General features: G+C 54.2%; 10 protein-coding genes. 1 reads left to right on the top strand and 9 read right to left on the bottom strand.

Going from position 1 to position 14421, the window contains the following annotated elements:
* The first annotated feature begins 28 nt into the window (after positions 1–28).
* Complete coding sequence (gene purH / locus B152_RS0100255; RefSeq protein ID WP_020590360.1) at positions 29–1603, top strand: bifunctional phosphoribosylaminoimidazolecarboxamide formyltransferase/IMP cyclohydrolase; 1575 nt, start codon at positions 29–31, stop codon at positions 1601–1603.
* A gap of 86 nt (positions 1604–1689) precedes the next feature.
* On the opposite strand, the gene B152_RS0100260 is transcribed toward purH, so the two are convergent.
* The 9 genes from B152_RS0100260 to B152_RS0100300 all read right to left on the bottom strand — a co-directional run bounded on the left by B152_RS0100260 (position 1690) and on the right by B152_RS0100300 (position 14060).
* Complete coding sequence (locus B152_RS0100260; protein WP_020590361.1) at positions 1690–2178, bottom strand: cupin domain-containing protein; 489 nt, start codon at positions 2176–2178, stop codon at positions 1690–1692.
* A gap of 60 nt (positions 2179–2238) precedes the next feature.
* Positions 2239–2640, bottom strand: coding sequence for a VOC family protein (locus tag B152_RS0100265; RefSeq protein ID WP_020590362.1), 402 nt, complete (start codon positions 2638–2640; stop codon positions 2239–2241).
* Positions 2641–2718: 78 nt separating this feature from the next.
* Entirely contained in the window at positions 2719–3339 is a 621-nt protein-coding gene (locus B152_RS0100270) for a cysteine hydrolase family protein (RefSeq protein ID WP_020590363.1), read from the bottom strand.
* Positions 3340–3347: 8 nt separating this feature from the next.
* Positions 3348–4259 (bottom strand): LysR family transcriptional regulator, encoded by a 912-nt coding sequence (locus tag B152_RS0100275; RefSeq protein ID WP_020590364.1) that lies wholly within the window; start codon positions 4257–4259, stop codon positions 3348–3350.
* Between the two features lie 138 nt (positions 4260–4397).
* The gene (gene tdh, locus B152_RS0100280; protein ID WP_020590365.1) at positions 4398–5429 is read right to left on the bottom strand and encodes an L-threonine 3-dehydrogenase; all 1032 of its coding nucleotides are present in this window, start codon (positions 5427–5429) and stop codon (positions 4398–4400) included.
* Positions 5430–5526: 97 nt separating this feature from the next.
* On the bottom strand, positions 5527–6717 hold the full coding sequence (locus tag B152_RS0100285) for a glycine C-acetyltransferase (protein ID WP_020590366.1): 1191 nt from the start codon (positions 6715–6717) through the stop codon (positions 5527–5529).
* A 232-nt stretch (positions 6718–6949) separates the two neighbouring features.
* Positions 6950–7906: a transcriptional regulator FtrA gene (gene ftrA / locus B152_RS0100290; RefSeq protein ID WP_020590367.1), complete on the bottom strand. Its 957-nt coding sequence runs from the start codon at positions 7904–7906 to the stop codon at positions 6950–6952.
* A gap of 507 nt (positions 7907–8413) precedes the next feature.
* Positions 8414–9007, bottom strand: coding sequence for a helix-turn-helix domain-containing protein (locus B152_RS0100295; protein WP_020590368.1), 594 nt, complete (start codon positions 9005–9007; stop codon positions 8414–8416).
* Between the two features lie 226 nt (positions 9008–9233).
* Entirely contained in the window at positions 9234–14060 is a 4827-nt protein-coding gene (locus B152_RS0100300) for an NAD-glutamate dehydrogenase (protein WP_020590369.1), read from the bottom strand.
* Positions 14061–14421 lie beyond the last annotated feature (361 nt).

Genomic DNA, 14421 nt, shown 5'->3' on the forward strand with positions numbered 1-14421 from the left:
GGTAGAAGACAGCTGCTAAGGAACTGCTATGTCTGAGACCATCCGTCGTGCGCTCGTTTCCGTTTCCGATAAATCCGGGCTTGTAGAATTCGGCAAGTTTCTTGCTGATCAGGGGATCGAGATCCTCTCAACCGGTGGCTCGGCCAAAGCCTTGAGCGATGCCGGTGTTCCGGTCAAGGAAGTATCTGCGCATACTGGTTTTCCTGAAATCATGGACGGGCGGGTCAAGACCCTGCATCCCAAAATCCACGGCGGTATTCTGGCCCGGCGCGATCTCAAAACCCATACCGGTGCCATGGCTGAGCACGATATCGCCCCGATTGATCTCGTCATCGTCAATCTCTACCCCTTCGAAGCGACTGTGACTTCCGGCGCAGATTACGAAACCTGTGTCGAAAACATTGATATTGGCGGTCCAGGCATGGTCCGGGCTGCGGCCAAGAACCACGGTTTTGTCACCATCATCACCGATCCTGCCGATTATCAGCTGGTGATTGACGAGATGAAGTCCCGCAGCAACAGCACTTCAGACGAACTCCGCCGCAAACTGGCTGCCAGCGCCTATAGCCACACCGCCAGATATGATTCCATGATCTCCGGCTGGCTCCAGGGCGAATGCAGGGTCGATTTCCCACGTGAAACCACCCTCGGTGGCAAGCACAAGCAGTCCCTGCGTTATGGCGAGAACCCGCATCAGGTCGCCGCAGTCTACAGCGCAATTGACGCCCGTCCCGGTGTGGTCACAGCCCAGCAGCTGCAGGGCAAGGAGCTGAGCTACAACAATCTCAATGATACCGATGCCGCTTTTGAGCTGGTTTCCGAATTTGAAGCCCCGACCATTGCCATCATCAAGCACGCCAACCCCTGTGGCGTAGCAACAGGCGACAACCTCAGCGATGCTTACAAAGCCGCACTTGCCTGTGACCCTGTCAGCGCCTTTGGCGGCATTATTGCCACCAACCGGACGATGGATGCAGCCACGGCAACACAGGTTGCTGATCTCTTTGCCGAGGTCATCATCGCCCCGTCTGTGGATGAAGAGGCCCGCGCGATCTTTGCTGCCAAGAAAAACCTGCGTGTACTGGTCACCGGAGCCATGCCAAACCCGGCTGATCGAGGCATGACCATGAAGACCATCTCTGGCGGTTTCCTGCTGCAGGGCCGTGATAACGGTCGCATTACTGCCGCCGATCTCAAGGTCGTTACCAAGCGCGCTCCGACTGAGCAGGAACTCGCAGATATGCTGTTTGCCTTCCGCGTGGGTAAACACGTCAAGTCCAACGCCATTGTCTATGTCAAGAACGGTGCCACAGTCGGTATTGGCGCCGGACAGATGAGCCGGGTTGATTCTTCCCGCATTGCCGCCTGGAAAGGCAAGGAAGCTGCTGAGGCTGCTGGTCTCGCCCAATCTGTCACTGTTGGCTCAGTGGTTTCCTCTGATGCCTTCTTCCCCTTTGCTGACGGTCTTCTCGCCGCCGCAGAGGCAGGGGCAACAGCCGTGATCCAGCCCGGAGGTTCCATGCGCGATGACGAGGTCATTGCTGCAGCCGACGCAGCAGGCCTGGCGATGGTCTTCACCGGCATGCGTCACTTCCGCCACTAAGTATGATTACCCCACCTGTAGAAAAGGCTGCCTAATGGCAGCCTTTTCTACTTTACTGGTCAAGTTCGACAATCTTGAAAGCTTTCTCAGCTTTTTTTACCCACCGATCCGCTGGGCGTGACAATGTGTTCGTGGTTAACCAGATCCCAGGGCTTGCCGTTACTGCGATAGATGCGCTTGCCAAGCTTGGGATAATCCGCAGTGTCGTGGGCAAGGCGTTGTCCGACGACAATACACTTTAACGGTTCGCTCCCGTCATTGATCATGGTATGGGCCAGTCCCCCGGCGCGATAACCAATAAAATCTCCCGGTCCGATGGCATGCTCTTCCTCACCGACAACCACCTTGCCCCGACCTGAAAGCACATAACTGCATTCGTCTTCGTTGTAGTGCACATGGTATTCGGTCGATTCACATCCCGGCGGCACCTCGATGATATGAAAACCCAACCCGGTCAGGCCCGTCAGATCGCCCAGGGACTTGTTGTTGCGTTTGGCATTATCATTGAGAAAGTGGGTTTTCTCGAGGCCTTCCATCGCCTCGATCTCGGCTTTGCTTATGACATATTTATCCATGATCTCTCCCGGCTCTGCATATCAGGGTCAATTCGGTCTGAACTCTGTACACCTGCTGCATCATTCCAGATCCCCCCGGCAAACAATATGAACCTTGTTGCCATCCGGATCGCGCAGATAGGCCCCGTAATACCCCTCCCCGTAATGAGGCCGCGGTCCGGCAGCACCTTCATCTCTTCCGCCACTGGCCAACCCCGCTTTCCAGGCAAGGTCGACAGACTCGGGATTTGGCGCCCGAAAGGCGACCATCACGCCATTGCCTGCCGAGGCTTCATGGCGATCAAAAGGTTGGTAGACATAAAATCGGGGCAGTATCTGATCCGGGGCAACCCAGCAAAGTGCCTTTGGTCCGCCGTCATCGGTCACCTTCCTGCGGCGCAGGCCAAGGGGAAGCAAGATCGCATCATAAAAAGCCCCGGCTTGTTCCAGATCGTTGCTGCCAACCGTCACATGACTAAACATTCTGTTCCCCTCTCCTCTTTGTTCACAGCTGTCATCTTGAACTTTGCCCGCTGGGCAGTTCAGGAGTATCAATACGGTCTAGTTGCTGTCTGCGATAACATCACGACTGTTCACGACCCGGCAGTATTCGCCGTCAAGATTGGCGAGGGAGAGATTATGCACCTCTTCGGCAGAACGCAGCACCCCTGCATAGTCAGGACGGGCAAAGGTAAAGCAGCCATCGGCCAGCAACAGTGTGTCATAGCCGAGATTACCCGCCATACGGACCGTGGCCTCGACCGAATTGTTGGTGATCACTCCCATAATCAGCAACCGGGTGATGCCCTGATCGCGCAGGATCTGGTCCAGATCCGTACCAATAAAGGCCGAATTGACCTGCTTGCCCAGAACCAGCTCACCTTCGCGGGGTGCCACTTCAGGCTTGAAAGCATGACCGGGCGATCCCGGATAGTAGGTCGAAGCCACTTGGCTGCTGTCATGACGGATATGAATCACTCGCAAGCTCCGTGCACGCCAATCGGCCAGCACCGCCGCCATGACCTGCTCGGCCTCCGGGTTGTTTCGCGGGCCAAATTCTGCCCAGCGTGGATCATCAATCGCCTGCTGCACATCCACCACCAGCAAGGCACTTTCACGACCAAAGGAAAGATTCGGGCCCCTATGACCCGGCCGGTTATCTGAATCCGGTTTAGCTGACATTTCTGATTTTACCCGGCCCGCTCAAAATTGTTTTCCGGCAGGTGGAACTTTTCCGCCATAAAGTCGACAAAGGCCCGGACCTTGGGTGAAAGGTGCCGACCCGGTGGATAGATGGCATAGATCGCACTGTCGGGTACATGATAGTCCACCAAAATCTCGCGCAGGCGTCCTTCGCGGATTGCCCGCCCCACCAGCCAAAGCGGCAAGAGAGCAACCCCGACATCACGCATGATCAGGTCCATAATGACTTCAGGGTTGTTTGCTTCAATCGCGCCACCGACATGCACGGTTTCCTCACCTTCCTGGCTGGTAAAGCGCCAGTCGTTGCGAAAGGCGCGCGAGGTATAGATCAGGCAGTGGTGGTGTTCCAGCTCACGCGGACTGTGCGGCACGCCGTGTTTTTCCAGATAGCCCGGCGAGGCACAGACAACCCGGCGGTTGGCTGCCAGTTTCTTGGCGATAAGGCTGGAATCTTCCAGGTCTCCAATACGCACCGCCAGATCATACCCTTCGCTGAGCAGGTCAACAAAGCGGTCCTGCAGGTTCAACTCCAGCTTGATTTCCGGATAAAGCTCCATAAATTCGGGGATCAGGGCCGCAATCCACAAGCGGCCAAAAGCTACGGGCACATTCAGTTTCAGCGTGCCACGCGGCGCAGCATGCAGGTTGGCCACCGCATTTTCCGCCTCTTCCACATCCGCCAGAATCTGGCAGCAGCGGTCATAAAAGCCGCGCCCGACTTCGGTCAGACTCAGATGACGGGTGGTCCGGTTGAACAGCCTTGCCCCAAGACGATCTTCAAGCCGCCCGACCTGCTTGCTCACAGCCGAAGGCGTCAGACCAGAAGCCCGTGCCGCCGCCGAGAAGCTGCCTTCCTTGACCACCTTGACAAAGATACCCATCGCCGAAAGGTTATCCATCTGCGTCCCCTGTCACCCGACTCCCATTGCGGAGCCATTATTTATGCCAATGAGGAATTAATAGCAGAATTTTATCGTCAAGACACCCATCTTGCGACTTAAATATGAGAGAGGTTCGGTAATTTATCACACCGGGGTTTAGTTTACGCCCCAATCGAGGATGACTTTACCTGAATTACCCGAGCGCATGATCTGGAAACCCTGCTCGAAATCGTCGATGCTGAAGTGATGCGTGATCATCGGGGTCAGGTCCAGCCCTCCTTGAATCAGGGCGGCCATCTTGTACCAGGTTTCGTACATTTCCCGGCCATAGATTCCCTTGATGACCAGCCCCTTAAAGATCACCTGATTCCAGTCGATCCCCATACGGCCTGGGGGAATGCCGAGCATGGCAATTTTGCCACCGTGATTCATGGCCGAAAGCATAGAGTTAAAAGCTGGTTCGCTGCCGGACATTTCCAACCCGACGTCAAAGCCCTCGGTCATGCCGAGGTCTTTCATTACGGATTCAATCGAGGTTTCAGAAACATTGATCGCCTGTTTGATCCCCATCTTGCGCGCAAGGTCAAGACGATAGGGATTGATATCAGTGATCACCACATGACGTGCACCGATATGGCGACAGATGGCGGCGGCCATAATACCAATGGGCCCGGCCCCCGTGATCAGGACATCTTCGCCGACCACATCAAAGGAAAGCGCGGTATGAGCGGCATTGCCAAAGGGATCAAGAATTGCAGCGATATCATCAGTGATTTCATCGGGCAGAACAAAAACATTGCTGGCCGGAAGCGAGAGGTATTCAGCAAAGGACCCGGTGCGATTGACCCCGACACCTTCGGTATTGCGGCAGAGATGACGACGCCCGGCACGGCAGTTGCGGCAGTGACCGCAGGTGATATGCCCCTCTCCAGAGACACGCTGACCAACCTTCAGGTGGCTGACCTGACTGCCGACCTGCTCGATCGTGCCAACATATTCGTGGCCCGTGGTCATGCCCACAGGGATGGTCGCCCTGGCCCAGTCGTCCCAGTTGTAGATATGCACATCCGTGCCACAGATCGAGGATTTCCTGATCTTGATCAGCACATCATTGGGACCGATTTCCGGGCGGGCTTCTTCGCGCATCCAGATACCGGGTTCAGATTTCAGTTTTGCCAGGGTTTTCATTGCCGTGAGTCCACTTCTATTTTTCCACCAACAATCCTCCTGCGCTTGTTCCAGCGCAGGGATTCAGGCAGCTCTCGTCCCTTCAGTCGGGGGAGCCTTAAGAGATAATACCGAGTTCGCGACCTGCTTCACCAAAAGCAGCAATCGCACGATCCAGTTGCGTGCGCGTGTGCGCCGCCGACATCTGGGTGCGAATACGCGCCTTGCCTTTGGGCACGACGGGGAAGGAAAAACCGATGACATAAATGCCCCGTTCCAGCAGCTTGTCTGCCAGTTTGGTTGCCAGCGCCGCATCGCCGATCATTACCGGAATAATTGGGTGTTCGCCCGGCAACAGGTCAAAGCCGAGTGCCGCCATACCTGCGCGGAAGTAGTTGCTATTTTCCACCAGTTGCGCGCGCAGACCCTGGCCGTTTTCCACCAGATCCAGCACCGCCAGCGACGTCGCCGTGATTACAGGCGCAAGTGAATTGGAAAAGAGATAGGGGCGCGAACGCTGCCGCAGCCAGTCAACGACCTCTCGCTTGGCTGAAGTGTACCCGCCAGAGGCCCCGCCCAGAGCCTTGCCCAAGGTGCCAGTGATGATATCCACACGATCACGCACACCGCAGTGATCCGGCGTGCCTGCACCATTGGAGCCCATAAAACCGACCGCATGGCTGTCATCAACCATAACCAGCGCATCATATTTATCAGCCAGATCGCAGATCTGGGTCAAATTGGCGATATAGCCGTCCATGGAAAAGACGCCATCGGTGACGATCAGGCGGAAGCGCTGATCCTGTGATTCCTGCAGGCAACGCTCCAGCTCGGCCATATCCGAATTGGCATAACGATAACGCTTCGCTTTGCACAGGCGCACACCGTCAATGATACTGGCATGATTGAGCGCGTCACTGATTACCGCGTCTTCTTCCCCCAGCAGAGTCTCAAACAGCCCCGCGTTGGCATCAAAACAGGAGGAATAGAGGATCGTGTCTTCCTGGCCCAGAAACCGGGACAGACGGGATTCCAGCTGTTTGTGAATATCCTGGGTACCGCAGATAAAACGCACCGAAGAAAGTCCGAAGCCATAGTCATCCAGAGCCTTCTGCGCCGCTGCAACCAATGCGAGGTTGTTTGAAAGACCAAGATAGTTATTGGCACAGAAGTTCAACACCTCACCCCGGCCCGCCACCTCAATCGCCGGAGACTGCGATGATGTAATAACCCGCTCAGCCTTGTACAACCCGGCTGATTTCAGCTCTGCCAGTTCATTGGTAAGATGCTTGATAATGGATCGGCTCATAATCCTGCCTCTGCATTTGTTTTATATGCAAGATACAATATCCAGTATAATGGATTTGTCAAGACAGGAACCAATCCCGTCAAACAAACCAAGATTGTAACTTGCGAATATACCACAACTGAAAGGAATTTGAGATTACGCCACGCACACAGCTCTTACTTTCAGCCCCGATCACCTCCAGAGAATCGAATCTTGAACGACTTCAATTGTAACAGGCAACGAGTCTGGCCGCTTACGCCAACTGATAATTCTGACGGTAGCGGGTCGGGCTGATTCCCATCTGGTCGCGAAAGTGATGCCGCAGGGTATCGGCCAGACCAAAACCACAGTGATCAGCAATTTGTTCGACTGACATTCGGGTTTCTTCCAGACAGGTGCAGGCCAGGGCCAGACGTTCCTGTATCATCCAGCGCGCCGGAGGAAGACCTGTGGCTTCCTTGAAACGGCGAATAAAGGTCCGCAGACTCATATGCGCCCGTTTAGCCAGATCTTCAACCCGGATTTGCTGCTTCAGATGCTTGCGTACCCACTGTAACAGTTCCTGCATCGCCTTTTCGTGCCGCAACTGCGGTCGATCGATAAACTGGGCCTGCCCTCCGTCGCGCTGAGCCGGAAGTACCAGACGTTTGGCCACCTTGTTGGCAATCGCCGCTCCGTGATCCTTGCGGATAATATTAAGGCAAAGATCCAGTCCTGCCGCTGATCCGGCCGAGGTCATGATTCGCCCGCTGTCAATAAAAAGCACATTGGGATCAACCTTCAGGTCCGGGTACATTTTCGACAGAATATCAGCGTGTCGCCAATGGGTCGTCACCTGTTGATTCCCCAGAATTCCGGCTGCCGCCAGAACAAAGACGCCCGAGCAGACCGAGACAATCCGCGCCCCGCGATAATAGGCCGCCCAGATCGCCTCAAGCAAAGCTTCCGGGGGGCGCTCATCGACGGAACGCCAGCCCGGTATCACAATGGTGTCAGCCTCTTTCAGAATCTCCAGTCCGTGATCTGCCACGACCTGCAAGCCGCCCACAGCCTTGCAGGGACCGCTATCTGCAGAACAGCTGACAAAGCGGTACCAGTTGTCGAACTCTGGGCGCGGCAGGCCAAAAGCCTCAACAACCTGGCCATATTCAAAGGTACAGAGCCCGTCATAAATAACCGCTGCAACAAGATGATCTTTTTTGAAAGACATGCCAGACACCCCTGAGTTCTATATCAATATTTTTGTCATTATATACATGAATATATGTATTTATGCCAAATAACAAGCATAAAAATGCCCTATATTCGGCAATTTTTTCATTTTGTTTCGGGAAAGGAACAAGGCCTGAGAGCACCCGGACCATACTTTTCAAAGAGATTCCAGAGACTGCTGCTCTAGCCAATGTCAGCGCTGTCAGTCGCAGGAAATATCTCAATTTGAGATAGCAGAAAGCCATCTTCTAATCCCTGGGCTCAACTTGTTTTTGACCCGGAAAAGAGAGAAGACAGCAAAGCGCAGCCTGGAGTTCACATGGAAGAAGCAAGTAGCCCCTTCAACTGCCCACAGCAAAAAAGGCCGGCACAAGAAATGCCGACCTTTACCTGAGTAATATTGGAAATCAGAGCTCTGACCTGGTCAAGCCACACAAACGCCGCGCCTGCCCTCTTGCATCAGGCAGGAATCAAGTACTCTTTGAGGAGGAGATCGGCCTTGTCTTTATTGCAGTCCTTGCAACCGCTCGACCACCAGTAAAGCCAGGGCTTCGCTATCACCAGTGTTAGTCAGCGCATGATCACAGTCCGCCGGATAACGGGCAGTACCGCCCGTTGCCACAGAATCCCGCGCTCCGGCAGATTCAACCGCAATCGAGCCGGTCAGGACGGTGAGATGTTCGCGAGTACCCCGGGCATGCGGGGCCGACCGCAGGGCTCCACCGGGCTCAAAACGCAGTTCATACCATTCACAAACCGCTGCATTTTCAACCGGTGAAAGGATACGCATGATACAGGAACCATCCGGGCTGGTCATGGTCGGCGTCAAGTTACCCGGCACCAGTTCGATCCGCACCACATCCGGCTCAGGCCCTCTGGGCGTGCCCTCCAGCAGCTCATGGATATCCATGCCAAAACTCTGGGTCAGGTTCCACAGGGTCGCAAAAGTCGGATTGGCCTGCCCCCGCTCAATTTGCGAAAGCATGGATTTCGACACACCTGAAAGAGCGGCCAGTTGATCCAGAGTAAGGCTCTTTTCCTTGCGCAGGTCGCGAATCCTGTCACCGATCTGGGGCACACTTTTACGCTTTGTTGGCATGATGGTTCAGCTTCCTGCTTCTTTGAACGGTTTTCCAAGATAGTGGATTTTTCATGCCAGAGCCAGTCTCCAAACGACAGAAACCCTCCCGAAAACACATGAGATGGAAATTGTACAACGAGAAAACTATTATCGCTCCTTGGTATAAAAGATAAGGCCACAGCGCTCCTATAAGAGACACTGTGGCCTTACTGTTTTAAGCAATAAGCCTGGTGGCTTTAGCTTTCTAGGCAGAAACCATGTTCTTCAGCTGGCGATTGGCCACCGCCAGCATGGCATAGTCCGGTTTCCCGGCTGCATTGAGCTCCGCAAGGATCTGCTCTGTCCGGTTAACCAGTGGTTTTTTGGACTCAGCCCATTCCTTGATCGCGGCCTCGACCCGGTCCACCTTGCCTGCTGCCTCCAGCACCCGGGCGGTCAACTCGCCCTGATGGCCAAAAAGATCATCAACAATCGCGGTAACCGCCAGTTTGTCCCATGCTGACTCGCTTGGCAGGCGACCCGCCGCTCCACGGAGCCAATCGAAGCCATAGCGCTCGCCAATGGAGAAGTAGGTGCTACCGACCTTGTCCACCGGCATTTTTAACCGCTGGGCCAGACGAACAATGTCACAGGCCGGGGTCAGTAAACGCAAGCCCGCGATCTGCTTGGCGATATCTGCCGGAACACCCTGTTTGACATAGTTCTTGATCTGGTTGGCCAGAAGGCTGGCGTTGTCTTTCGACACCAATTTTTCCAGCTGCTTGGCGATGATCTCGACTTCCGAAGCATAGGAAGCGATTTCCTGATTGATATCCAGCGGATGAGTCCCGTTCCGCAGAAACCAGACCGTGCCCTGTTCGATCAAACGACCACATTCAGCCAACAGACTGGACTGGAGCGATGCAGGGGCCTTGTTATCCAGTTCCTCAATCATGTCGAACAGCTGGCGCATGCCAAAGACCTCACGGGCAATGGTATAGGCCCGGGCGATATCACAGGATGCCAGGCCGGTTTTTTCCTTCACTTCATAGACAAAGGTAATCCCGACGCGGTTGACCATGTCATTGGTAATGACGGTGGCGATGATCTCGCGACGCAGGCGGTGCAAACCGATCTGCTTGGCATACTTTTTCCGCAGCGCCGTCGGGAAATAGTCGATCAATGGCCCTTCCATATAGGGGTCGTCCGGCAGATTGGAGGACAAGAGTTCGTCATAGAGCGCGATCTTGCTGTAGGACATCAAGGTCGCCAGTTCCGGACGCTCGAAGCCCGTGCCCTGCTTCATCCGCTCCAGCACCATTTCATCGTCAGGAAGGAACTCGATCGCCCGGTTCAGCAATCCCTGTTTTTCCAGCGACCGCATATAGCGGGCAATGCGGTCCAGCAAACGTCCACCGATATTGGCGGTAACAGAAATTGCCTGACTTTGCAGATAGTTATCACGCAGAACCAGTTCGCCGACCTCATCAGTCATGCTTTCCAGCAGCTTGTCCCGCTGTTTGCGGGTGATATCACCTTCTGCCTCAACAGCGCCGAGCAGGATCTTGATGTTGACCTCGTGGTCCGAACAGTCCACTCCGGCCGAGTTGTCAAGGAAGTCGGTGTTGATCAGACCACCAGCCTGGGCAAACTCAACACGGGCCGGATGAGTCATGCCCAGGTTGGCTCCCTCGCCAACCACCTTGCAGCGCAGCTGTTTGGCATTGATGCGCAGGGCATCGTTGGCACGATCACCCGCATCGGCATGGCTTTCGCCACTCTGTTTGATGTAAGTGCCAATACCACCGAACCAGAGCAACTCTGCCTTCGACTTCAGCATGGCCCGCATGAGATCCATCGGCGCAAGTTCATCTTCGCTAATCTCGAACAGAGATTTCATCTCCTTGCTGATTTTGATCGATTTGGCACTGCGCTCGAACACGCCACCACCCTGCGAGATCAGCTTGGCCTCATAGTCAGTCCAGGCGGAACGCGGCAGGTTGAACAGGCGCTGACGTTCGGCAAAACTTTTTGCGACATCAGGCTCGGGATCAACAAAGATATGCATATGGTTGAACGCACCGACCAGTTTGATCTGGGGCGAGAGCAACATCCCGTTACCAAAGACATCGCCGGACATATCCCCGACCCCAACTACGGTGAAAGGCTCCTGCTGGATGTCCTTGCCCAACTCGCGGAAGTGCCGCTTGACAGATTCCCAGGCACCCTTGGCCGTGATGCCCATTTTCTTGTGGTCATAACCGGCAGAGCCGCCCGAGGCAAAGGCATCGTCAAGCCAGAACCCGTACTCGACTGAGACACTGTTGGCGATATCAGAGAAGGTCGCCGTGCCCTTGTCCGCCGCAACGACCAGATAAGGATCATCACTGTCCCGACGCACCACATCAATCGGAGGTACCACCTCCCCCGTGACCAGGTTGTCGGTGATATCGAGCAGACCTCTGATAAAGGTTTTATAGCAACCGATACCTGACTCGAGGAAAGCCTCTCTCCCGGCACTGGCAGGCGGCGGGTTCTTGACAACAAATCCGCCTTTGGATCCAACCGGAACAATAACCGAGTTCTTGACCTGCTGTGCCTTGACCAGCCCGAGAACCTCTGTGCGGAAATCCTCCCGGCGATCAGACCAGCGCAGCCCTCCACGGGCAACAGAACCAAACCGCAGGTGAATGCCTTCAACTTCCGGACTGTAGACAAAAATCTCGCGGAAGGGATTGGGCAATGGCAGATCAATAATCTTGCGCGAATCAAGCTTGAAGGAAAGATAGGGTTTGTATTTCCCGTCTTCGGCTTTTTGCAGGAAGTTGGTCCGAAGCGTACAGTCAATTACATTGCGGAAGCGCCGGATAATACGGTCTTCATCAAGGTTGCTGACATTGTCGAGCAGACCGTTGATTTCCTGATTGATCGCCGTCGCCCTGTCTTCATCGCCTTTTCCGGCAAAGCGGACCAGAAACAGATCCACAAGCAAACGGGTCAGGTCAGGGTTCTGCGCCAGCGTCTGTTCCATATAGGACTGGGAGAAAGGTATCCGGGCCTGGAGCAGATATTTGCAATAGGCGCGCAGAATAGTAACTTCACGTACTTTTAACGCGGCACGCAGGACCAGGCGGTTAAACCCGTCATTTTCCATCCGGCCATGCCAGACCGCCGCAAAAGCTTCATGAAATCCTTCCCTGACAGAGCTGACAGAAACTTCCAGCTCCCCCGCCAAGACCATGTTGAAATCATGCATCCACACGGATTCCCCTGTCGCTTTCGAATGAAAGTTATAGGGAATTTCACTGAGCACCTTCAGCCCCATGTTCTCCAGCATCGGCAGGACATCGGAAAGTGGAACCGGATTGTCCTTGAGATAGATCTTGAAACGGATCTGGTCCGGATCAGCCCCGAGCGGGCGATAGAGATTCATCGCCAGACCATCCCCGGCAAGAGCTTCTTCGGCCCGGGAAAGGTCAAAAACGGCATCGTTCTCGTTAAAGTGTTCCTGATAGTTCACCGGGAAAGAGGCCCCAAAACGACGCATCGCCCGGATCCCCTGCTCTTCACCGCGGGCTTCCACCAGCGCCTCTTCCAGACGGTCGGCCCAGGAACGGCCAGCCTCCGCGACCTTTTGTTCCAGCTCCTGCACATCAACAGCCGGCACCTGCCCCCGGGTAGTTTTGATGATAAAGTGAACTCTGGCCAGGGCGGTATCAGAAAGGTGGGTAAAGAAGGCACTGATCTGCCCGTCATAGGCCTGGCAAAGAATATCAGATACCTTGCGACGCAGGGCCGTATCGAAACGATCACGCGGGATATAGGTCAGACAGGAAATAAAGCGCTCAAAGGGGTCCTTGCGCACAAAAATTGCGATCCGGCGCCGCTCCTGCAGATGCAGAATCCCCAAAGATGTGCTGAACAGCTCATCTTCTGAAATCTGGAACAGCTCGTCCCGCGGAAAGGTTTCAAGAATATGGCTCAAGGCCTTGCTGTCGTGACTGGCCGATTTGAAGCCAGAACGATCCAGCACCTTCTTGACCTTGTGACGCAGCAGAGGAATATCACTTGGAGAACGGGCATAGGCCGTAGAGGTAAAGAGCCCGGCAAAGAGAATCTCGCCGATAACCTTGCCCTTGCTGTCAAACTGTTTGACCGCCACCGTATCGAGATGAACCGAGCGATGCACGGTAGAGCGACGATTGGCCTTGGTAATCCGGATCAAAACCGGCTGCGTCATAAAGGAACGAACTTCAGCAGGCAAGCTGCCAAAATCGCGCAGACCATCAAAAACATGCACATTGATATCGCGCAGAACACCCAGGGAATTGGGTGCCACTTTCAGTGTTGCATCCGTTCCTGAACCATCAAACTGGTATTCCCGGTACCCCAGGAAAGTAAAGTTATCCTGCTTGAGCCAGTCCAGAAAAGCAATCGACTCACTGATTTCACCTTTGGAAACAGCAGGCGGGGATTTTTGCACTTCATCCGCGACCACCTGCAGCTTTTCCACCATGGTCTGCCAGTCTTCCACCGCGGCTTTTACATCCGCAAAAACATCGGCGAGTTCATGCGCGATCTGGCTGTGGCTTTCCAGAACCTGTTCACTGATCTCAATATGCATGACAGATTCAGTAAGCTGTCCGGCACCCCCGCCATTGGTGTTAATCGCAATGAGCTTGCCCTTGCCATCCCGGAGACAGCTGATCACCGGATGGATGACCAGATGTACTTCAACTTCCAGTCTTTCGAGGGCTGCTGTGACAGAATCCACCAGAAACGGCATATCATCATTAATGACTTCAATGACGGTGTGCGATGATTTCCAGCCGTGCTCTTCCGGGCGGGGATTATAAACCCTGATTTTAGGCTCACCAGGGCTGCGTTGCTGCAATTGCCCCCAAAGAGCCAGGGATGAACCGAAAAGATTGTCGGCGGTTTCTCCGCGCAAATCGTCTGGAGGAACGTTATCATAGAAAGTGCGCACGAACTGCTCGATCATTGGTGCCTTGTCCGCACTCAGTTTCTTGTGCACCAGTTCCGATACTTTTTCGATACGCTCAGATATACTGTTGACGCCATTAATGGCCATTGCTCTACCCTCGGACCGCTGTCGCTTTGTTATTAGGTTTTTTTGCTCTATTCGACGCCTTTGCCCCTGATCCGACCCAAGGGACGAAAGACCCCCACAAGTTAACCTATTTAGAAAGCAATGTGAGTAAAAAATGTGCCGTAATCAGGATATTTCTCCTACCCCTCAAGAAACGATGGAATTCATCGCCAAACCACGCTTTATTATTGAAGTGTAATTATAATTTACCCGTAAAAAGATTATTTTACGATGTATTTTCCTGAATAGGTCACCCTGCCTGTCCCGGACAACAGAGTCGAAATGACCTCATCTGGCAAAGCCCGGAATAAATACCAAACCCGGAAAATTCATTTCTTCAAAT

The organism is Kiloniella laminariae DSM 19542 (genome assembly GCF_000374005.1).
GTDB classification, from domain to species: Bacteria; Pseudomonadota; Alphaproteobacteria; order Kiloniellales; family Kiloniellaceae; genus Kiloniella; species Kiloniella laminariae.

Excerpts from the sequence above, each read along its gene's own strand:
- purH (WP_020590360.1), top strand. The coding sequence starts at position 29 with ATGTCTGAGACCATCCGTCGTGCGCTCGTTTCCGTTTCCGATAAATCC.
- B152_RS0100260 (WP_020590361.1), bottom strand. The coding sequence starts at position 2,178 with ATGGATAAATATGTCATAAGCAAAGCCGAGATCGAGGCGATGGAAGGC.
- B152_RS0100265 (WP_020590362.1), bottom strand. The coding sequence starts at position 2,640 with ATGTTTAGTCATGTGACGGTTGGCAGCAACGATCTGGAACAAGCCGGG.
- B152_RS0100270 (WP_020590363.1), bottom strand. The coding sequence starts at position 3,339 with ATGTCAGCTAAACCGGATTCAGATAACCGGCCGGGTCATAGGGGCCCG.
- B152_RS0100275 (WP_020590364.1), bottom strand. The coding sequence starts at position 4,259 with ATGGATAACCTTTCGGCGATGGGTATCTTTGTCAAGGTGGTCAAGGAA.
- tdh (WP_020590365.1), bottom strand. The coding sequence starts at position 5,429 with ATGAAAACCCTGGCAAAACTGAAATCTGAACCCGGTATCTGGATGCGC.
- B152_RS0100285 (WP_020590366.1), bottom strand. The coding sequence starts at position 6,717 with ATGAGCCGATCCATTATCAAGCATCTTACCAATGAACTGGCAGAGCTG.
- ftrA (WP_020590367.1), bottom strand. The coding sequence starts at position 7,906 with ATGTCTTTCAAAAAAGATCATCTTGTTGCAGCGGTTATTTATGACGGG.
- B152_RS0100295 (WP_020590368.1), bottom strand. The coding sequence starts at position 9,007 with ATGCCAACAAAGCGTAAAAGTGTGCCCCAGATCGGTGACAGGATTCGC.
- B152_RS0100300 (WP_020590369.1), bottom strand. The coding sequence starts at position 14,060 with ATGGCCATTAATGGCGTCAACAGTATATCTGAGCGTATCGAAAAAGTA.